We start from the raw sequence: 21,780 nt of genomic DNA on the forward strand, positions 1-21,780 counted from the left end.
TCTTCCTGCGCGCCACCTATTGAGTGAGCGCATCCGGCCGGAAGGGCGCCCGTGCGTCCACGATTCGCTACACTGGCTCGCCGCTGCCCGGCGCCGAGACTTGGGCGGCCGGCGGCACCTTCGTCTTCCTGCGCTGCCTGTATTCTTCGAAGCGCTGCAGCACGACGTAGAAGGACGGGACGAAGAGAACGGCAAGGCAGGTCGAGGCGATCATGCCGCTGAAAACCGATATGCCGATCGATTTGCGCGCAGAAGCGCCAGCGCCTGTTGCCAGCACGAGCGGCAGGACGCCGAGAATGAAGGCGAAGGATGTCATCAGGATCGGACGGAAGCGCAGCCGCGCGGCCTCCACCGCGGCGTCCATGATCTCCATGCCCTCGGCGCGCTTCTCCCGCGCGTATTCCACGATCAGGATCGCATTCTTCGAGGCAAGTGCGATCAGGAGAATAAGGCCGATCTGCGTATAGAGATTGTTGGCCACGCCGAAGGCCATCAGGGCTCCGACAGTTCCGAGAAGTGCAAGCGGTACGGCCAGAATTACCGCTAGCGGCAGGATCCAGCTTTCGTATTGGCCGGCAAGCACGAAATAGACGAGGATGATGGCAAGGGCGAAGACGAAATAGATCTGCCCGCCGACAGCCTTCTCCTGGTAGGAAAGTGCGGTCCAATCGAAGCCGGTGCCGGGCGGTAGCGTCTCCTCGGCAATCTGCTCCATCAGGCTGAGAGCCTGGCCAGAGCTGAAGCCGGGTGCCGATCCGCCGACGATGGTCGCCGTCGGATAGAGATTATAGAGGCTGATCAGCGACGGTCCCTGGCTGCTCGTAACGTCGACGACCGTGTCGAGCGGGACCATGGTCCCGTCCCCGGCCTTGACCTTAAGATTGCGGATATCGTCGGGGCTGACGCGGAAGTCGGGCGACGCCTGCACATAGACCTGGAAGGTACGCCCGAACTTGTTGAACTGAGTCACGTAGCTCGAGCCGACATAACCGGACAGCGCCGAAAAGACCTGCCCCACCGTTATGCCGAGCGTCTCGGCCTTGATGCGGTCGACGGAAACGGAAAGCTGCGGCACGCTCGACCGGAACGAGGTGCTGAGCCTTTGCAGCGAGGATTGCGAGTTGCCGCTCGTCACGATCGTGTTGGCCAGCGACTGCAGCAACGGATAGTCGAAGTCGCCGTTCCTGATCTCGACCTGCATGGTGAAGCCGTTCGCGTTTCCGACTCCCTGGATCGGCGGCGGGACGATCACGAAGGTGTTGGCAGCGAGGATGCTCTGGAGCGCGCCGTTCAGGTGTTCGTAGATCGACAGCAGATCCTGGCCCTTCACCTTGCCGCGCTCGTCCCAATCCTTCAGAACGACATAGGCGGCGCCGGCATTCTGCAGGCTGGCACTGTTGTCGAGAACCGAGATGCCGCTGATCGTCAGCACCTGGTCGACGCCGGGCGTATCCTGCGCGATCTTGCCGACCTGGGCCATCACCGCGTCGGTGCGCTCCTTCGAGGCACCGTCGGGCAGCTGCGCGCTGATCAGCAGATAGCCCTGATCCTCAAGCGGCAGGAAGGCGGTCGGAAGGCGCGTGAGCCCCCACACGGCAACACCGATCAATGCAAGCGCGACAAGGACCATCGCGATGCTACGGTGCACCATCGAGCCGATCAGCCTCGAATAGGCGTGTTCGGCCGAGTCGTAGATCCGGTTGAAACCGCGGTAGAAGAAGTTGCGCTGCTCCGGCGGCACGGGCGGCCGCAGCCAGAGTGCGCACTGCGTTGGCTTCAGCGTCATTGCGTTGATGGCGCTGATGAAGGCTGTCGCGGCGATGACGAGCGCGAACTGCCTGTAGAGCTGGCCGGTGAGGCCCGGCAGGAAGGCGGCGGGAATGAAGACCGCCATCAGGACGAGGGTGATGCCGATGACCGGGCCGAAGAGTTCGTCCATTGCCTTCTCGGCCGCCTTGCGCCCGGACATGCCCGCCTCTATGTGGCGCGCCACCCCTTCCACGATGACGATCGCGTCATCCACGACGATGCCGATCGCAAGGACGATGGCAAAGAGGGTCGACAGGTTGACGGTGAAGCCGAGTGCGGCCATCGCGGCAAACGCACCGATGATCGTCACCGGTACGGTCGTCGCCGGCACGAGTGTCGCGCGCCAGTCCTGAAGGAAGACGAGGATGACCACGAGCACGAGGACGCCGGCCTCGATGAGCGTGACATAAACCTCGTTGATCGATGCCTTGACGAACTTCGTCGTGTCGAAGGGAATGCTGTATTCGAGCCCCGGCGGGAAGCCCTTTGAAAGCTCGGCCATCTTTGCTGCGACGAGCTGGGCAACGGAGATCGCATTCGCCTCCGGGAGCTGGTAGATCCCGATGCCGGCGGCGGGCCGGCCGTTCTGCATGAAGGACTGGCTGTAGGTCTGCGCGCCGAGCTCGACGCGGCCGATATCACGTATGCGCGTTATGCGCCCACCCTGCGTGGCATCGACCTTGACGATGATGTTTTCGTAATCCGGTGCGTTATCCAGCCTTCCGTTGACATTGAGCGTGTACTGGAAGTCCTGTCCCTGCGGCACCGGCGGGAGGCCGATCTGACCGGCAGCGACTTCCTGGCTCTGTTGCTGGACGACGCTGACGACGTCCTGCGGCGTCAGACCGCGCGCCTGCAGCAGGTTCGGGTCCATCCAGATGCGCATGGCATACTGGCCCGCGCCGAAGACGCTGACGTTGCCGACACCGGGAACGCGGGACAATTCGTTCTGAAGGTTGATGACCGCGTAGTTGGAGAGGAACAGGCTGTCATAGCGGCCGTCGGTCGACGTAAGGCTCACGAAGCCGAGGATTGCCGTCGACTTCTTCTGCGTCGTCACGCCCTGGACCTGGACGGTCTCCGGCAGCGAGGACATGGCGATTGCGACACGGTTCTGGACCAGGACCTGCGCCTGATCGGGATCGGTTCCGATCTCGAAGGTTACCGTCAGCGAATAGGTCCCGTCGCTGGCGCTCGTCGATTGCATGTAGAGCATGCCCTGAACGCCGTTCACCTGCTGCTCGATCGGCAGGGCGACGGTGTCGATCAGCGTCCTGGCGCTCGCGCCCGGGAAGCGGGTCGTGACCTGAACGGTCGGCGGGACGACGTTTGGATATTGCGCCACGGGCAACTGGTAGAGCGCGACTGCACCGATGAGAATGAACACCAGCGCCAGAACGTTTGAAAGCACCGGACGCTCGATGAAGAAGCGCGAGATCATGCTGTTGTCCCCAGACGTTCAGGTGAAGAGCAGGTGCCAAAGGTTCTTTTCACGCAACTCCGGACGGAAAGCCGCTTTCCCTTTTTCCCGGAATTGCTCGAAGTCATTCCGCCTCCGGCTTTTCCGCGTCGTCGGTGGAGGCGCTTCCGGCAGAGCCATCCTGCAGCTCTATCCTCTCCGGCGCGACCTTGTTGCCGGGTATTGCCCGCTGAATGCCAAGCGCCACGACCCAATCCGTCGGTTCGAGGCCGGATTCGATGACGCGCAGCGGACCGTCCCGCTGGGCTGTCTTGACCTGCCTTTGCTCGATCACATCGTCTTTGCCGAGCACAAGCACGTAGCTGCCCTGCTGATTGACGCCGATCGCGTCGTCGGGAACGAGCAGGGCATTGTCGGTATGGCCGATCGGAACGCGAATGCGCACGAAAAGACCCGGCAGCAGTTCATGTTTCGCATTGTCGAACAGACCGCGGACCATCAGGGTGCCGGAGGATGCGTCGACCTGCGGAGAGACGTAGTCGAGGTGGCCCTTGTGCGGGTAGCCTTCTTCGGTCTGCAAGCCGATCTCGACGGGTATGTTCGGAAAGTCGCTGCGCGTCAGCTTGTGTCCGCTCTTTTCCAGGCTCTCCTTGATCATCAGCACCTGGCTCTCGCTGACGTTGAAATAGGCGTAGAGCGGTGCCGTCTGCACGATGGTCGCGAGCTTGGTCGGGCCGGAGACGCCGACCAATGCGCCTATATCGGCGAGGTGATCCGTGACGATGCCGTCGAAGGGTGCGGTGACGGTCGTGTAGCCGAGGTTGATGTTGGCGAGGTCGAGGCTCGCCTGCGCATTGAGGATTGCGGCGTTCGCCTCGTCCAGGTTCGCCTGTGCGGTATCATACAGAGACTGGGTGGAAACCCCTTGCTTCACCAGGTTGGTCTGGCGGTCGAATTCCTGCTTGGCGCCGACCTGCGAGGCCTGGGCCGAGGCCAGCGAAGCCTTGGACTGCTCCACCTGCGCCTCGTAGGTGTTGCGCTGGATGCCGAAGAGCTCCGTGCCCTTCGTCACCATCGCACCATCCTGATAGTTGATCGATTCGAGGAAGCCTTGGACCCGGGCCTCGATATCCACGGAGTTATAGGCTGCCGTATTGCCGGTAAGCTCGAAATACTGCGTGACGGTGCGCTGCAGGGGCAGCGCTACCTGAACTTTCGGCGGCGGCGGGGGAACGTAGGTATTGCTTCCATCGCATGCCGCAACGGCGGCCATGCAGCAAAGCGTGAAAAAGACTTGCACCCCACTGCGGAATTTCCGACGCATTCTCGCTGCCCCTCACGAGTCCCGGTCATCATGCGTGCCTCGTGGTCATGCGACCCGGAAGTCTCGAGGCTTGCGACACTATGAAATAGGATCGCACGCAATTGCAATAGCATAAGGAGATCACGCGAAGCTGGTATCGACTGACGCCGCGCCGCGTCGCGAGCCGGCTAAGAGCCTCATGGCTGGAAAATCAGGAGCACATAGGTCACGAACAGCATGAGGTGAATTGCACCCTGCATGACATGCGTGCGGCCGCTCGCGAAGGTGATGATGCTCACGAGAAGCGTGAGCATGAGCATCACCATGTCCCCGTGCTCGAGACCCAGTATCAGGAGATGTCCGTGAAAGTGGCTGATAAGCAGCATTGCCGGCACCGTGAGGCCGATCGTCGAAAGCACGGAGCCGAGGAAGATGTTGATCGAGCGCTGAAGGTGATTGGCGATGGACGCCTTCACGGCACTGATCGCTTCCGGCGTCGCCACGAGTACGGCCATGATGACGCCGCCGAACGCGGGTGGCGCGTGAAGGGTCTCGATGATGTAATCGACCGGCATTGCCAGATGCTCGACGAGATAGACGACGGGCAACATGTGCAGGAAGAGCATGAGGGCATGGAACCATGCCGTGCGCGGCGGCTGCTCCCTTCGCTCGACGTGCTCCGCGTCATTGGCAAAGAAGCCGTGATGGCGGCCGGTCTGCAGCACGAGGAAGGTCGCGTATAGGCCGAGCAGCATGATGCCGAGGACCAATTGGCGGGGCGCCGAGGGGTGGGGCAAGCCGTCGGCATAGAGGGTGGCCGGCAGCACGAGGCTGAGGGTCGCGAGCGGCACGATGACGCCGAGGTAGCTGTTGGCGCCCTGGAGGTTGTGATACTGCTCCGGCCGTCGCCACGCGCCAACCAGCAGCGATATCCCCACCATGCCATTGAGGATGATCATGATGACCGCGAAAAGCGTGTCGCGCGCAAGCGTCGGATTGCTTTCGCCGTGTGTCATCACGGCGGAAATGGCAAGCACCTCTATGGCCGTCACCGAAAGGGTCAGGATCAGCGTGCCGTAGGGCTCGCCCAGCAGTTGGGCAAGGTGATCCGCATGGCGCACCACCGACAGTGCCGAGCCAAGCACGGCTGCGAAGAGCCAGAGGAAAATCAGGCTAAACCACAGCGGATTGCCGAGGTTCGCCATCATCTGGTCGCCGGCCGAGAAGAACGCAAGGCAGGTCGCCGCGCTGATGCCCAGGAACCACTCCTCGCGCACCAGCCGCATCAGGCCTCCGGCAGGCAGGGTCATCGTCTCCGTCATCGGAAGGTCGGCCATCCTGTCGACGGAAGCCGGATAGTCCGACGCACGCAACTGCGATTGGCCCTCATGAGGAAGATCCCGCTTCACCAGTTCAGATTGCTCCCGAGGCTCAGACGCGCCCGATTCCCCGGGGCGCGGCCGATGCCTTGAGCAAAGCTTACACTCGTTTGCGGCCGTTCGCGAGACCGGTCGACGGCTGCATCCCCAGCGCCGGCGGCTAGCCGAGGATCTTTGAGAACTGCCCGAGGGCGGCGAGCGCCGATTTGGCCGTGGCGTCGAAGCTCTCTAGAGCCTTCTTGTCCTGCTCTTCCTCGGCGGCGAGCGCCGCGTTGGCTTCCTCGGCCTGCTTGACGAGGAGCTCGTCTCCCGCTGAAAGGCGCTTGAAGACCGCGCTCTTCAGGAACGCCGAGATCTCGGCGCGCTCGGCCCTGCGGGTCTCGAAACCCGTCTTCAATCGCGAGGTCGCTTCGTTGAGCGCAGTCGAGGCCTGCTTTCGAAAGTCCTCGAGCGGCGTCGACTGCGTCGAGTCCGTCGCCGATACCTTGAAGCCGGGATTGTCCGGCACGATGACGACAGTGCCCGGGGTCAGCTTTTCAAGATCCAGATGCGGGTTGGAGCGCCTGAGCTCGTTCACCGCTGCCTCTGCCTGCGCGCCACGGAACCGCGCATCCAGCAGATTGCCGCTCAGCGCTTCGAGGTTCATCTTCTCCCTGACGACGAATGTCCTGACCATGATAACTCTCCGATAAGCCGATCATGCCCGCAGATTGAGCGCATCCCATGGCGGGATGAGACCGCCGCCGGAAAGCGCGATGCCGCGGGTGGTTATGTTTCCGAGCACGGCGGCCGATTTGGTGGTCGCCCTGGTGATCTGTATCGACAGCTCGTTGCCGGTGACGCGGTTGGCATTGACGATGATCACGTCGGCTGCGAGCGTCACCGCGATCTTGCCGTTGAGCCGCGCATCGACGCGATTGTCGTTGAATAGGCACTGGCTGGCCGAGACGTCGACGGCAGGCGCGTCGCCCCGCGAATTGAAGGCATTGCCGACGACGGAGCCCTTCGGCCCGGCGAACACTTCGGCGGCCGCCAGTCCGGCAAGGGTCGCCAGAACGGGGCGACCGGCGCCCAGCATCAGCATCTTGGTATTGTCGACGCGAACCGTGGTCAGCGTTCCGACATGGGTAATCGCCGCCTGCGGCCCGCTGTCGAGCACGAGCAGCGCGCGCCAGTCGCCATTGCTGCGGTCGTTGAGTTCGATCGCATCGCGATCGACGCGGTTGCGCGTGATCTCGAAGTCGATCACCGGAGCCATGACCATGATGCCGACTGCGCGGCCGACGAAATCGCCGGGAGGGGCAAGCTCGGTGATCTCGTTGCTGCCGATCGCCGGGCGACTGACGCCGAAGGCGAGGATCCCCGCGCGCATGGCCGAGGCGCTGGCGAGGACGCCAAGCCGGCGTATGGTATTGCCGGCAATGGCCGCGGTATCGGCGCGCAGGACGCCGACGCCGACGACGATGCCGGTGTCGTTGGCGCTCGGCGGCCCGATATCGCGCAGGTGGTTGTTCTCGATGGAGATCGATGAGGAGCTTGCATCCGCAGTCGAAAGAATGCCGTTGCCGCATTCCTCGATGATGTTGAGTTTGACGATGAGATCGCGCACCGGTGCCGCGATCAGGATGCCGCTTCGGGCGAAGCCGCTGATCTGGTTGGCGAGGATCTGGCACTGGTTCGATCCATTGCGATCGAGGCCGGTGACCAGCGCGATGCCGTTCTCAAGGGCGCCCTGCCGGTCGTTGTTGACGAGCTTGTTCTCGCTGATCCATGCACCATCGACCCCGCAGCTGATGCCGCTTCCGGGGATCGAGAATGCGTTGCGGCTGATCACCATCGAGGAGCCCTGAAGTCCCTGGCCCAAGGTACTGATCGCGACCTGCTGGCTGCTCAGTATCTCGTTTCCGGTGATGCGGGTGGCGAGGAGATGCAGCACGCTGCCGTTCAGCACGATCGCCTGCCGCGTGCTCCAGAACACGTTGTCGTCGATCGCCAGTCCTGCCGTCAGCAGCACGCTCGCCGGCTCGTTCTCGCCGGTCGGGGCGGCGGGATCGTTGGCAAGGATCGCCGTCGGCGCGAAGATCGCGTTTTCGCGGATAGAGGCTGCCGCGACGGCGCCTGCGAGCGATATCGCGGATGCCCGGAAATCATTCGTTTCGAGGACGGCCATGAGGAGCCCTCGCAGCGACAGGCCGATGGCCGAAATGACCTGGATCGCCGGCTGGCGGGCGAGCGACAGGATCGTCATCTTCTCGATGCCGATCGCGACGCCGTTGCGTATCACGAAGGCGCTGCCGCCTGCGGTGACAACCGTCGCCGGTCCCTGTCCCTTGATGAGCAGCGAGCGCAGGCCGTTCAATTGGACCGGTTCCGTGAGTGCATATTGACCGGGACCGAGGCAGACGGTGCCGCCGGTCTGGGCGGCCTGGTTGACGCCGTCCTGGATGGTGAAGCTGCCGCTTGCGTGGGATTCGGCGGTAACGCAGGCCGTGCAGCAGCAATCTTCGCCATCGCCGCCCGGCGGCGGCCATGGATGGCGGCAATCGGTTACCGTCCCGGCGCCGACATCCCAGATGGCGAGGCGCTCGTAATGATGATGGATGCCGCGTGGTGGGGCGCGGTCGAGGATTTCGACAGAGGCATCCGAGGTCCGGGCCGCAAAGACCCAGTAATCCCCGGCGCGGAAGCCTTTTGTGCCCGTCGAGGCGAAGCTGACGGTCACGCCTTTTTCCAGCAGGAAGGTCGTCGCCGCGGCGGGAATGGCGATTACACCCGTCGAGCCGCCCGCATCGAGGTCCTGGATCTCGACAGGGGTACCGCTTGCGTCCGTGCGAAAGACCTTGCCTGTCTGGTCCCAACGACGGACGCGCAGATTGCGCTGGTCGGGGAACGTCGAATCCGGGAAGGCGCCGGGCAGCATCGCAGCCGGCAGTGCCGGGGAGAACTGGATGCGCCGCGTGGCCTCGACGACGGTTACCTTGCGTATCTCGCCGCAGGTCTGCGAGAACTCGCGCACGTCGTCGATGATCTCCACCCAGTCACCCGTCTTGAAGGACAGCACGTCGTCGCGCCCGAGTGTTGCGAGCTCGAGTTCGGTGCCGGAAATCATGCTCGTGACGCGGCTGCCGACGCTGGCATTCTCCCGCGACCACTTGAAGGTCGCGCCGGCGCCGGGCTGCCCGGGATTCTGGATCTCGACCCTGTAGAGCTGGTTTTCAAGTCCGCGGTAACCACCGGTCGGCGGAAGCTCGCAGGGATCGTCCACCGGCGCGACTTCGAAAGTGCCCGTGGTGAGCACGCCCGTCGAGGGCGCGATAAGGGTCTCCCAGCCGGCGACGTCGCCATCCGGCGAGGCGCAGGTGACGTTGGCTCCGGCTTCGTCTGAAAGCGCCCGGACCTGCCATACGGTCTGGATACGCGAGGTCGATTCGACGCCGACGGCGCTTTCGACGAGGTCGGGCTGCTCCAGATGCGTGACTTCCCGGTCCCAGACGTCGAGATAGACGAGATGACGCCCGGCGGTCGGCAGGGCTGGCGGCTGCGGCAGGTAGGGCTGGGCCGTATAGGCTATCGGGTCGGCGAATTGCGGCTCGGCCATCAGGCCGTCGAACAGCTTTTTCGCGGGATCGGTCGAGACGGCACCGTGGTTTTCCGCGAGGAGGCCGTCGACATAGAGCCTGCCCTTGCCGATCGAAAGTGCACCCGCCGCCACGCTGATCTTGAAGGCGTCCGGCGTCGTCGACGACACGGTCGAGCGGCCGAGCACGTCACCTGCAAGTGCGCGCAGGCGCCGATCGAGCACGTCGACCAGTTCGTTGGCATCGGCATCCAGGAGGACGCCGCCCTGCTTCAGTGCGATGCCGGCATAGTCCAGCAGCGGATTGAGGCGCACTCTTGAAAAATCGGTACCCATGAGTAACCCTCCCCGTCAATTGCTTTTAGCTGGCGTAGAAGACGCCGGCGTGCAGGCCAAACCGCAGATATTCGTCGAGCCGGATGCGCAGGTTCGTTTCACGCTGCGGCTGGAACAGATCGTGCAGCACGCCCATTTCGCTTTCATCGTCCGCACCGGTCCGGATCGAGGCATCGGTCGAGCTTTTCAGCTGGCCGTAGCCGGGATCGCCGTAGCGCAGCGAGGTGAAGTGCGGCAGCGCGCCCGGGTGATCCTCGTCCGGAATGCAGCGATACCGCCTCGGCGTCACGGAACCGGCGGGCACGAAGGAGAAGCGCATGCAGCCTTCCTGGCGGCGTTCGGCGATCACAGGTGCCCGCCAGGTTTCGCCGGGTGCGGGACCAAGGGCCGCAAAGAGGATCGAATTCGAGGCAAGCTCGATGAGCTTCGCATGGACCTTGCCGACGAAGGTACATTCGGATGCGGTGAGCGTGCCGCCCGGGCCGCCGGCATTGTCGCCGGCATAGGCGGGTGTTTCCGGCGCGCCGGCGTCCACGATGCAGTCTTTCAGCGTGATCTCGACGTCGCTCTCGATGACGAGCGGGCCGGTGATGCAACGCTCGAGAGTGACCTTGGCGAAGGGATGCTCGATGATGAGGCTCGGCGCGCCGGGCGAGACGGCACTGCCATCGGGATTGAGCGTGAGGCCCGGCACCAATGTGCAATCGCGCAAAACGAGTTCGCGCGGCTCGTCGTCGGCCGCTGCGGCGAGGCGGAGCGCGCCGCCGGAAAAGACCATGCCGTCGAGGATGAGCCGGCCGCGCGCGCCGATTGCAAGCGTGACCTCGCCGCCCGCCACGATCAGTGGCCGTGCAGGGTTCCGTGCCGCAACCACGACTTTCAGGCCCGGTGCCTGCGGCGCGGTGACGTCGTCGATCCGGAAGGTGGGGGTCTCGGCATAGGTCAGGCTGTCGTCGATCAGGAGCCGGCCGCCGCCCGCGATGTTGTCGAGATGAGGCTGCAGAGCATCACCGTTGGCGACCGTCTCCTGGGTCGCCAGTTCCTCGCCTTCGGGCGTGCGCTCGTATTCGCCGCCGCCGATCGCGCTCGGCGTACCGTAGTGGAAGGTCGCAAGCAGCGGTCCGTCAGCCGGTTCACCGAGAAGGACGCGGCCGCGCTCCGGATCGAAGCCAATCGTTCCGGCCGGCACGGCATCCTCATGATTCCAGCCGATGACGGTGCCGCCACCGTCGAGAATGTCCCGCAGGTCGCAGACCCTGACCTCGCCGACCGGTACCGGCGTCGGCGGCGTGCCGGGACGCAGGAAGACGATGCTTTCGCCATCGCCGTAGTCGTCTTCGAGGATGTCGTCGGGTGCAGGGATCGTACTTGCCTGCGCTGCCTTTACCGCAATCGCCATCAGGCGGACGGACAGCGGCTCGGGAACGTTGATCGGTTCGGCAAGATGGCTGATGTCGTCCTCCGTTCGTGGCCGGCGGAAGAGCTGCAGGTCGGCTCCGAGCGGATTGACGCGGAACTTGCGGCCGCTCGCATCACCCGGGTCGGGCACCAGCGGCAGCGCCGTCAGGCGTAGCGCCAGCAGGCGCCAGAGGAAGATCCCGACATTCGGAATGTTGTAGCGTCCGGAACGCGCCTCCGGCCGGCGCATCTCGGCGGTATGGGCGAAGCTCTCGAAGGCACCGCCCAGCAGGAAGGTCGCCTTCAGGTCACGGAGATCGGCCGTCGCCTTGGCATGCAGCCGGATATGCTTCATGTACTGGGTCGTTGCTAGAAGCTCGAAATATTCGACGGCATGGGCCGGCCATGTGGTGACGTCGCTCGCAAGCTGCTCGAGCATCAGGGCAGTGCCTTTGCGCCGGCGGTGACCGATGGTGTTCGCGACTTCCGCCCTCGGCGAGGCGATGTTCGGTGCCACGCCATGCAGCGGCCGGTAGCCGATCAGGTCGCCGATATAGGGCGCTACCCAGTCGGCGCAGGTCTCGATGAACTGGTCGTCGTAGAGCTGCTCGACATTTTCCTCCAGGGCGGCGAATTCCTTGGCGAAGGCCGCAAGCAGCGCCTTCAGCGGTTCTCCCTGTTCGGCGTCGCGCAGGCGATAGACGGCGGGCAGCAACGAATAGAGGCGTTCGGCGGTCAGCGTGCTCATGCCATCTCCTCCAACTGATCGAAGGGTCCGGGATCGAGGGTGAGGAGTTCTGCGGGTCGCGCGACGCCGTTTTCGACGCGCATACGCGAGGCAAGGAGCCGGACCTGGAGTGAGGGAACGGTCTGCGCCGCAGGCTGCGTGCCGCCGTAGAGACGCGAGAGATCGACCGCGACGACACCGGCGACGGACTGCGCCACCGCGATGACGTCCGATTGCTGGACCGCCTGTCCGAGATCTCGCGCATCGAAGGAGAAATGCGCCCGAAGCGCTGCTTCCACTGCCGCCAGGACTTTCTTCACTTCAAAGGCGGGATCTACCTTGACCTTGAGGCCGAGGCGGAAGGTGCTTGCCTCATGATCGAGCAGCGTGACGGAGACATGCGGGTCGCCGCTTGATTTCAGGGCTGCCAGTAGGTTCTGCAGCACCGGGTTCGACGATGTCAGCGGATCGCCGTTCGGCGCAGCGAGCGTGATGGCGATCGTCTGGCCCTGGCGTGGCTGGAGCACCGCGGCACTTGCCTTGGCAATGCCGCTGAAGGCGCGGGCGAAATCCTCGTAGTCGAGCAGGGAGACGGCTCGGCCGAGGGTGCGGGTCGTCAGCGGGATCGTGCGCCGGGCTGCATCCGAGGGCTCCGGCTCCGTGCCGCCCTCAGCGGGAAGGGGATTACTGACGCTCTTCAGCCCGAGCGGACGCGTCATGAGCTGGGTGAGCTTTTCAGCTGCGACATTGCCCTCGGTGCCGAGCCCCTTGCGGTAGGCGGCACGGATATTGTTGACACCGGTCGGCAGGCGGGCACCGCGCAATCCATCTCCGAAGGCGACGAATTCGCGGCCTTGCTCGTCGGTTTGCAGCGTGAAGGCGCGCTCGGTCGGTGCGGCACCGAACATCGTCGGCCGCTCCTTCCAGGCGATGTCGCCGACGCGCACGGTCAACTCCGCTTCGGCACCGATCTCGTTGGCGGCAGCGCGGTAGGTGAGCGGCAGCTGCTTCAACTCGAAACGCTGGAAGCTCTGGCTGGCATTGCCGGCGCCGAGAATCTGGAAGACCGACTCGCCGTGCGAGGCGAGCGCGACGTTCGCATGCACGACGACGCTTCCGCGCAGGAGGGGATTGGGAAGCGGAGGGGCGATCTCCAGTTCGCAACGGCCCGGGCCGGCGGGATGTGCCGCAACAAGCGTTACCTGCAGGGTAACAGCCTTGTTGTCGTTGGCGCGCAGGCCCCGGATGATTAGCCGCCGACCGGGCAGCAGAGCCTCCTGGCCGATGGCAGCGGGTACCCGGTCGCCGCTGACGTTCGTGGTCACAGGGCGCGCGGCCAGCGGCAGGAACTCGGACTTGCCGTAGACCGAGGTTTCGCGCACCTGATCCTTGAAGACATCATCGAGGTTCTCACCAGCCAATTCCAGCCGGGTCACCTTGGCCGACAGAGCGAAGTTCGCGCGAGAGATCTCGGTCGTTCCCGTGACCCGGTAAAGTTCGACATAGGTGCCGCTCGGGAAATTCTCATCGGGCCGGTTGAAGCCGCCCTTTGCAAGGATCGCGAAGCTGCGCTTTTCGATCGCGCCGGGCACGTCTGCGCCGATTTCCGTCTGTGTGCCGTCGAGATCGACTGCGCCGCCCGCCGCGGTCGGCGTGACGAGGCTGATGAAGAAATCGCGCCATTCGCCGTCATCGGCCGCGCCACCAAACTTGGCAGCGTAGTCGGCGCGGAAACGCGCATCCATGCTGCGCCAGACCGGAGCATTGTTGCCGAACACGCCGGCGCGCTTGCGCATAGCGAAGACGAAGGTCTGGCTTGCGGGGTTGGAGAAGGGGGAGGAGGAGCCCAGCCCGCGGGCCCAGGTGACTCGCGTGCGGTCGTTATCGCTGTCGGCCGTGACCCCCGTGATCAGCCGGAAATCCCAGTTGTCGCTGTCCGCGCTGTCGAAGAATTCCTGGCCGACAAAGAGGAGCGCATCTCCGGGCTTGAGACCGGTAGCGACACCCGCCAGCCATGCCTCGCGCTCGTCGCGCCCCGGGAAATGCGTCTCGCTCAGCCACGGGCGGATGGCGTTCCATGCAGGCCGCGCCTCGGCGAGCGTCTCCACCAGTTCGAAGGTCTGGGGTTTTTCACCCGGACCCGGAACACTCTGTACTTTCAGGCCGGTCTCGAGAACAAGGCTTTCCGGCACGCCGGTCACGAAATTCCCCGGTTCGGGCGCGAGATTGGCCGGCGGCGTGGGTGGTGTATCGAGAGCGAAGGCGAGCCATGTCTCGGCGGCGACGCCGGGCCGCAGGCGATAGCCGACGAGCTTGCCCATCTCCTGCAACGAAATGCGCTCGACGGCCGTGCGCAGGAAGGATTCGTTGGCGATCCGCTCCTGGTAGAAGGTCAGCACGTCTGCCGAGCAGGCGAAGGCATCGATCAGGCCGATCGTGAAATCGTCGTCATCGCGCGAGCGCAGCTGCGATAGCTGCGGAAAGGCTGCGGAGGAAAGCGCCGCCTGCAGGCTCTCCCGGAAATGGGAATATTCACCGATGCGATACTCGATCGCCGAAAGCCCGCTGCGATTGAAAAGTGCCTGCGGGGTTTCGGCTTCGATGCCCTCGCAGCAGCCGCAGCACTCGCTGCCGGCGGCGACGGGCGGTGCATGGGGTTTCAGGTCAGGGACAGGCGTGCTCATTTGCCGCCTCCAGCGCTGATTTCGAGCTTGCCGCGCTCGCGGAAATTCGGATTGTTGGCAAGTTGGGCGATCTCCAGCCCGCCGATATCGATGACGCCCTCATCGAGGGAGGTCGGTTCGGGATTGGCGAGGCGCTGGAAGCGATCGGCGCGCACGGCTTCCACCCCTTCCACCGCCTGCGCCGCGGCGATGACCTGGCTCAGATAGGCCGGCTGCCCGAAGGTGAAATTGTCGGGATGGAAGAGCCCCAGCCTGCCATCGGAAAGGGCCGTGCTAGAGAGGACTTTTTCGACGGCATGCAGCACGTCGGCACGGAAATAATCGTCCTTGACGCAGATGTGCAGGGCGACGTCGAGAGGCACGTAGCGCGGCGATGATACGTCGAGATCGTAGCCTGCCATGCGGAACCGTTCGAGGTGACGGCGCATGCGGGTGCGGAACGTCGCATCGATTTCGCCGCCGCCAAAGCGATCGGGCGTGATGAAGACCGTATGCCAGCTGCCCGTCCAGCGGAAGGTCGCGGCGGCGCGCTGCACATCCGGCCGACGTTCGGCGGCGGCGGCATAATCGGCCGCCGTGACCGCTCGCTCCTGGGTCCGGAAGGCCTGTGGCGCGTCGCGGCGCACCGTTTCGATGTTTTCCGGCTCGGTGCCGCCTGCGGCGGGCATGGGATTGCGAAGCGCGTCGAAGACGCCATTGGACGGGCTGACGATATGGAAGATCGCATCTGCCCCGACATTGCCGACGGCGCCGTTGCCAACCCTGTAGGTTATACTGAAATTGGTGCCGGGATCGGGCCGCTTGCCGCGGTCGTCGTCTCCGAAGCGCAGCTTCGCCGTACCGTCGTCCTCGACCTCGACGACGAAGTCGGTGGCACCTGCGACGCTCGACATGAGATCGCGCTGGACAGTCCAGGAATCCGGAGGAGCCGCGCCCGACGTTCCCTCGAGGTCGGTTATCAGGGGCTTTGCCGAGCGTGCGTCGATCGAAAGCAGCGAGGACGCCGGCCACCAGGCATTGTCTGGGTCGATCGGGACTGACAACAGCTTGGGCAGGTCGAAGCCGTGTGCCAGCGGCTTGTTCTCAAGCGCCGGACGGAAGCGCGGCGGCACGGGCACCGCATCGGGCGCATCGCAGCCGCAGCCGGTTTCTTCCGCGGCAACTTCCAGAACATGCTCCGGCACTTCGCCGAGGGCTTCCCCTTCGATCGTCGCGCCATGATCGACGAGCACGATATTGCCGAGCGCAACGCTGATCTCGAGGCCCGGCCGCTCCTCGACGGAGAGGCAAAGGGCGAACGGCAGGGCGTCGGCGGCATCCCAGGCGATCTCGGTCACGTCGACCGGCCCGTCGACGGGCGGCTCGTCGAAGAGCTGTCCGGAGGGGTCGCTCGAATGCACGACGCTGGTCAGTCGCACTGCCCAGCGATGGGTCAGGTCGACGTCGTCCTCGCTGAACGTGGTCGGGCTCACTACCTCCTCGAAGATCAGGATGTCGCCGACCTGAAGCGTGTCGAGGTGATCGCGCAGGGTCGCGGACGTGGCGCCCTTGGGCAGGCAGCAGCCGCTATCGCCCCAGGCGTAGAAGAAGAGGCGGTTGAGTTGGCTGTGCAGGACCGCGTCATGGGTCGTCTCGAAGATCAGCGGGTTTGCCGCAAGCGCCTTCGTCAGCTCGATACTTGCGGGTGCGATGACCGGCGGCAGGCCTGGAACCTCCGTCAGCAATTGCGTTCGCGTGGGCAGCGTCACGTCCGCTTCGTTGACGTCGAAATGGACGAAGGCGCGGGCATTGCACCCCTCGTGCATGAAATAGTCCACGAGCCTCGCGTGGCGTCTTACCGAGATGCGCTGGCGCGCCGTCGCCAGATAGGCCTCGTTGGCGATGGCGTCCTGGCGGTAAGAGAGGTTGTCCGCGGCATAGGCGAGAAGTTCGACGAGCATGACGCCGAGGTCCGCGGCGGAGCGTTCCGTCCAGCCGGGCACCAGGAGATTGAGGCGGTCGAGCATCAGTCGCCGAAAGCCCTGGAAGTCCTTGGCGAGGTAGTCGATGTCAGGGCGCGGGCGAAGCTCCGGCGGGCAGGCATGTGTATCCGCGCAATCGAAATCGGCCGGGCATTCGACCTTGAAGGAAAACTCGATCGAGGAAAGGATCGGGTCGAAGCCGGCGGGCGGATTGCTGCTGCCGGAATTGGCTACGATGCTGAGCGTGTAGGTCGAGAAGTCGCCGGAACTATCGGTGCGGATCACCAGCGTGCGCGGGAGATCGTCGACCGTATCGACGAGGCCGGGCTCCGCCTCTGGCGGCAAGGCGTCGGCGGTAGCGGACCAGACGATCCCGACGGTGCGGATGCGCTCGCCGCCGGTGATGCGCAGGTTGTCCGGCGTGATGTTGAAGCCTGTGCGCAACAGCCTCACGAACAGGGTCTGCTGGCGCGGCGCGCCGGGTGGGGCATCCTTGTCCAGCACCTCGATGAAATCGATGGCATTGGCCGAGCCGCTGCGGCGCAGAACGGAAAGCCGGCGAAGATCGCAGCAATGATATCTCATGGCGCGCTCCCCGGTGCCGTGAAGGTTGCCGCGTGGGTCGTGCGATCGAGAAGAACCGTGTAGCGGACATCGACGCGCAGGGCCGCGTCATCATTGACCACCTCGACGGATTGCACTGCGATGAGATGGGAGAGGTGGAGCTGCAGCGAGGATTGCACGAGCATCTGCGTGGCTGCCGCCAGCGTCGCGCTGTTCGGCTCGAAGACCAGGGCAAGCAGGCCGGCACCGAAATCCGGCCGCATCACGCGTTCGCCGGGCGAGGTGAAGAGGACCTGCTCGATCAGGTCGCCGATATGGTCATCGCGATCAGTCGTTGCCGTGCGGCCGAGGCTGGAAAAGTGGTAGGGGAAGTCAAGGTCGGCAGCCATCCCTTTCCCTCCTCACGTTGCCAGGACGCGCGTCTGCGCCACGACTGGCAGCATCGGCGTTCCTGTCGGAATGCAGGTGGAGGAGCCCGTCATCGTGACCACGGGCGTGCCGCCGGCCAGGACGCGGACGGCTCCGACGAGCCACTGTCCCATGACGCAGGGCGGCGTCGGCGTTCCCGTCAGCGCGCAGCCGGCGATCGCATAGGGGCTCGTCAGCGTCACCGCCGGCTGGCCCGAGAGCAGAATCCGCGGGAACGGCGCAAGTGGGGTCGCCTGACCCGCATGGGTGCAGAGGACGGTAGCGCCGAGATGCAGGATGGGAGCTGGCATGGCGTTTCATCCTCCCTAGATCACCGTCAATGCGCCGAGGTTCACGTCAACCGAGGGGCCGGTCATGTTGATGATCGCCCCCTTGCCGTTGGAAATGACGATGCCGACGTCGCTCACCGAAATCATCGCACCTGTTGTCGTCTGGATCAGGATGCCGCCGGTCGGCCCCGGGACATCGCTGATGACGATGCCGTTCTTGAGCGTTGTCTGCAGCGTGATGCCGTTGACGCCCGGGGGAACCGTGCGCGACATCACCGGCACTTCCGCAGCACTTCCCCAATAACCGCCAACCCAGATCGGATAGTCCGGATCGCCCCGTTCGAATTCGACCCAGACGCCGGCCCCGATCATCGGCACCGTGAAGACACCGGTGTTAATGCCGGCAACGGGTACGCAGGGCATGGCCCATGTGCCCGGCACGAAGCCGGCAAGGTCCGGCACCATTGCCTGGATCCGCCCGATCTGCATCGGATCGACATTGTTGATGACCGTGCCACGGTATTTGCCGAAGAGTGGTGCGGTGCTCATGTTGGCACCGCCGGAATGGTCGAGACGAGGCCGTTGCGCGCAAGCGTGAAGTTTTGCTTGTAGGAGCCGCGCTCGATTTCGTGGGTTACGGATTTGACATAGTAGAGCCCGTCGAAGGCGACGCCGGCGCCGCGCACGCCGACGAGCTGGCGGGACTTCAGCAACCGGCCGTATCGCGCGACATCGAGTTTTCCTTTTCCGAAGACGGAATCGCTGTTCTGTCCTGCATAGGCGAGGCCGGCCATCAGCGCCTGCGGAGCCGGCAGGTGCGAGGTCGCGTCGAGCTTCTCTATTTTAGGCGGCAGCGGCGGCACCAGTCCGAGCGGCGGATTGAGCGGCGTCACATCCGGGATGGGCAGGCCGATCGGTGCCTTGCTGATCGGCTCCTGGAAGAACACGATCGGCATCTTCTTCCGCTCCTTGTCGAAGTTGAAAGTGAGCTGCTCGACATTGGAATGGGCGTCCATATTGGTCGTCAGAGCGGGCTGCGGTTCGCCGACGCGGATTTCCGGCCCCCAATAGGCCTTCGAGGTGCCGGGCGTCGGGCCGGGCTCGAGATAGAAGACATAGCCGGCCTCGCCCGCCAGGCGCTTCACATAGGCGTAGTCGCTGCCCCGCTGCTGCGGGATCTGCTGCATCGGCAACGGCGGAATGTCGAGGATGCTGGGAATGACCTGCGGGATGACGCCGAAGGCTGCGTATTTCGCGAGCACGAGGAGGATGCGCGCCGAAGGCGGCATTGCTGGGAAGGGCAGGCCGGGGATCTCGATAATATCCATGAGGGCGGAGAGATCCTTGCCTTTCACTACGAGCCGCGACACGCCGCCTTCGCCGGGCTGGGCCTCGACGTTGGTCGTCACGCCGTCGATGATCGACTGGGCGGTGCCGTTGATCGTGACCACGAGGACGACGCGCATCAACGGCAGGCTGCCGCCGCCGGCGAGCAGGAAGAGCGTGCGCAGCGGCGAGCGGGCGGGGAGCTCGAAGGTCATCTCGAAGCCGCTCTGCGTGCCGCCCGATCCGTCCTCGACCTTCACACGGACGAGCGCATCGGAGACCTCGCGCGGTGCGGCTATCGGCACCGGTCCGATCTTCAACGACAGCTGGATGCCGCTTTGAATGGCCATCGTTTCCTAGCCCCCCGCGACCAGCGGGATCGCCACCCGGCGTCCCAGAGTGTCGGTCAGTTCGTTCGGGTCGGTCACCGCGTTCGCGTCGGCGATCCGCCAGTAGAGTTCGGCATCGGCAAAGGCCTGGGCGGCCAGCAGATCGGGCCGCTCGCCACCCTGGACGATGTGTTCGAAGGCAACAGGGATGTCGCGGCGCTGGGCGATGAAGCGGCGCAGCACATAGGCGACGCCGGGATCGGCCGCGTCGCGGCGATAGAGGCCGAAGAGCACGTCGCGATAGCGGCTGTTCGAGGCAAACGGGTTCGACGGTATCGCGCCCGCTTCGATCAGCAACTGGACTGGGTCTGTCGTCATCGCGTCTCTCCCGTCATGGCAGGTTGCTGATGCCGAGCGAGGCGAGCGTCGTGCCGCCCGCCTTCTGCGCCAGGGCCTCGCGGGCACGCAGATAGCTCATGAAGATCGTGCCGCCGCGGTGCGTAAAGCCGAGATCCTCGATGCTCATCACCCGTAGACCGAGACTCACCTTGGCGCGGATCGGATTGAGCGCGGGGTCGAAGGCCTGCTCCGTTACCGAGAAATCCGTGACGCGGACCGGCACGACGCGGTTCTTGCTCCACACGAACAGGACGAGCGGAGCCTCCGGCGGCAGGATCTCCAATGTCCCGCCGGACGTCTGGGTTGCGACCGCGAGCAGCTCTTCCACGCTTGGATTGACAAGCGCCTCGAGGACGGCGATCTGCGGAGCGATGCCGAAGGCGACCGCGTTCGGATGGTTACCCGGGAATTCGAGCTGGTCCGTCGCGTCGATCTCGGCGTCGAACTTGATCGTCTCGATCGCCGGCCCCTTGAGACGGAACGGCTGCGCCCGCTCGCCGCCGCCATCGCCGCCGACGCCCTGGACCTGATAGCTGCGCGTCAGCGTGTCCGGATTGTACTGGAGCGCGATCGTGTTGCGCACCGCACCGCCGCCCGGCGCGAGCACCACCAGTCCACCCTTGATGACCTTTGGTGAGGAGGTAAGCGTCATGGCGTTGCTCCTGCGGGTGCTGCCGTGGTGTTCCGCCTTGTCGAGCCGACCGCTCCGATGCGCTGGCGCACGAACTCGATGAAGGGCTGGGCGAGTGTGACCGTCTCGTAGTCCTTCAGGGTGGCCGTGCCGTCCTGGGTGCGCCGGAACGCCTCGTTGTAATCCGAGATGCATTCGGCCTGTTGTTCGGCGTTCCAGTCGGCCCAGTCGATGTGGTTGCGCACGGCATTGCGCCAATCGTAGGCGACGTTGCGCGACTGGCCGGTCAGGCCGGCGACGATTTGCGGAATCAGGCTGGATGGAATGTAGGAAAGCCCACCGTTCTGGTATTGCCAGACATGCCCGGTCTCATGTGCGAGCACGAGGAGGCCGGCGTCCGAGAGCTCCATGGTATCGCCCTTGAAATGCTCGTCCTGCAGGTTGATCGTGTTCCCGGTGGTGCGGGCGGCGCCGACGGACAGCGCGCTGCCGCGGGTAATCGTGACCTTGTCGTAGTCCACCGCATCGTGAAAGATTTCCTGCAGATAGGCCTTCTCCGGCCCGGTCAGGCTGCGGCTGCGCCGCGATGCGATATCACCGACGATTGCGCCGGCGACCAGACCGCCGATTCCGCCGACGATGGCCCCGACCACTGCGCCGGCCGGTCCGAGCAGGCCACCCAGAAGGCCAAGGCCGACGGCGCCGACCGCCCCTCCCAAGAGGCCGCCGATGCCCGCGCCGAGGAGCGAGCGGTGCAGCCTCGGCGTCCCTGTCGGGCGCGGTCGCGATGGAGCGACGACCGGCGATGTGGAGGAAACCGGTGTTGCCGGCGCCGAAGCAAGCGTTCGCGCCGCCTCTTCCGCCTGGTGTTCTTCAGCGCTTCCGGGCGGATCGATCGTGATCGGAGTACCCGGTTGGGGCACGCGGCCACCCTCCCGGCTGACGTGGAAAAGCTCGTGCGCGATCAGCTCACGTCCCTCTCCGGTGTCCGGCGTGAAATGCCCGGGCGCAAAGACGATATCCGATCCCAGGCTATAGGCACGCGCACCGAGCCCAAGTGCCGAGGCACCGGCCGCCTCGTCGGTGTGAACCCGCACCATCGAGAAATCGGCACCGAATGCCGGCTCGAATTGGCTGCGCAGTTCGGTGGTCAACGGGTTGCCGCGTGCGACTGCCCGCGTCGGCCCCGTGCTCTGAAGCTGCTGCACATCGGCGATGCGCCTGCCACTCATCGATGCG

General features: G+C 64.8%; 15 protein-coding genes. All 15 read right to left on the minus strand.

Going from position 1 to position 21,780, the window contains the following annotated elements; translation table 11 throughout:
* Positions 1 to 67 precede the first annotated feature (67 nt).
* Positions 68 to 3,250, minus strand: a complete 3,183-nt coding sequence (locus EV286_RS20940) for a multidrug efflux RND transporter permease subunit (RefSeq protein WP_132959103.1) — start codon at positions 3,248 to 3,250, stop codon at positions 68 to 70.
* Between the two features lie 103 nt (positions 3,251 to 3,353).
* On the minus strand, positions 3,354 to 4,553 hold the full coding sequence (locus tag EV286_RS20945) for an efflux RND transporter periplasmic adaptor subunit (protein ID WP_132959104.1): 1,200 nt from the start codon (positions 4,551 to 4,553) through the stop codon (positions 3,354 to 3,356).
* A gap of 176 nt (positions 4,554 to 4,729) precedes the next feature.
* Entirely contained in the window at positions 4,730 to 5,854 is a 1,125-nt protein-coding gene (locus EV286_RS20950) for a calcium:proton antiporter (RefSeq protein WP_132959460.1), read from the minus strand.
* A 217-nt stretch (positions 5,855 to 6,071) separates the two neighbouring features.
* Positions 6,072 to 6,587 carry a hypothetical protein gene (locus tag EV286_RS20955; RefSeq protein ID WP_132959105.1) on the minus strand — a complete coding sequence of 172 codons (516 nt, stop codon included), beginning with the start codon at positions 6,585 to 6,587 and terminating at the stop codon, positions 6,072 to 6,074.
* A 21-nt stretch (positions 6,588 to 6,608) separates the two neighbouring features.
* Positions 6,609 to 9,824 carry a DUF6519 domain-containing protein gene (locus tag EV286_RS20960; RefSeq protein WP_132959106.1) on the minus strand — a complete coding sequence of 1,072 codons (3,216 nt, stop codon included), beginning with the start codon at positions 9,822 to 9,824 and terminating at the stop codon, positions 6,609 to 6,611.
* A 25-nt stretch (positions 9,825 to 9,849) separates the two neighbouring features.
* Entirely contained in the window at positions 9,850 to 11,970 is a 2,121-nt protein-coding gene (locus EV286_RS20965) for a hypothetical protein (protein ID WP_132959107.1), read from the minus strand.
* Positions 11,967 to 14,633, minus strand: coding sequence for a putative baseplate assembly protein (locus EV286_RS20970; RefSeq protein WP_132959108.1), 2,667 nt, complete (start codon positions 14,631 to 14,633; stop codon positions 11,967 to 11,969). The genes EV286_RS20965 and EV286_RS20970 overlap by 4 nt, the downstream gene beginning before the upstream one ends.
* On the minus strand, positions 14,630 to 17,179 hold the full coding sequence (locus EV286_RS20975; RefSeq protein ID WP_132959109.1) for a putative baseplate assembly protein: 2,550 nt from the start codon (positions 17,177 to 17,179) through the stop codon (positions 14,630 to 14,632). The genes EV286_RS20970 and EV286_RS20975 overlap by 4 nt, the downstream gene beginning before the upstream one ends.
* Positions 17,176 to 17,547 carry a GPW/gp25 family protein gene (locus EV286_RS20980; RefSeq protein WP_132959110.1) on the minus strand — a complete coding sequence of 124 codons (372 nt, stop codon included), beginning with the start codon at positions 17,545 to 17,547 and terminating at the stop codon, positions 17,176 to 17,178. Before EV286_RS20980 ends, EV286_RS20975 begins: the two co-directional genes overlap by 4 nt.
* A gap of 12 nt (positions 17,548 to 17,559) precedes the next feature.
* Positions 17,560 to 17,877 (minus strand): hypothetical protein, encoded by a 318-nt coding sequence (locus tag EV286_RS20985; protein ID WP_132959111.1) that lies wholly within the window; start codon positions 17,875 to 17,877, stop codon positions 17,560 to 17,562.
* 15 nt (positions 17,878 to 17,892) lie between these two features.
* Complete coding sequence (locus EV286_RS20990; RefSeq protein WP_132959112.1) at positions 17,893 to 18,405, minus strand: phage baseplate assembly protein V; 513 nt, start codon at positions 18,403 to 18,405, stop codon at positions 17,893 to 17,895.
* Entirely contained in the window at positions 18,402 to 19,532 is a 1,131-nt protein-coding gene (locus tag EV286_RS20995) for a hypothetical protein (RefSeq protein ID WP_207909909.1), read from the minus strand. Before EV286_RS20995 ends, EV286_RS20990 begins: the two co-directional genes overlap by 4 nt.
* A 6-nt stretch (positions 19,533 to 19,538) precedes the next feature.
* On the minus strand, positions 19,539 to 19,889 hold the full coding sequence (locus EV286_RS21000) for a Base plate wedge protein 53 (RefSeq protein ID WP_132959113.1): 351 nt from the start codon (positions 19,887 to 19,889) through the stop codon (positions 19,539 to 19,541).
* 13 nt (positions 19,890 to 19,902) lie between these two features.
* The gene (locus EV286_RS21005) at positions 19,903 to 20,562 is read right to left on the minus strand and encodes a hypothetical protein (protein ID WP_132959114.1); all 660 of its coding nucleotides are present in this window, start codon (positions 20,560 to 20,562) and stop codon (positions 19,903 to 19,905) included.
* On the minus strand, positions 20,559 to 21,773 hold the full coding sequence (locus EV286_RS21010) for a DUF4157 domain-containing protein (protein ID WP_132959115.1): 1,215 nt from the start codon (positions 21,771 to 21,773) through the stop codon (positions 20,559 to 20,561). The genes EV286_RS21005 and EV286_RS21010 overlap by 4 nt, the downstream gene beginning before the upstream one ends.
* Positions 21,774 to 21,780: the final 7 nt, after the last annotated feature.

This window comes from Rhizobium sp. BK251, assembly GCF_004345245.1.
In the GTDB taxonomy this organism is placed as follows: Bacteria; Pseudomonadota; Alphaproteobacteria; order Rhizobiales; family Rhizobiaceae; genus Rhizobium.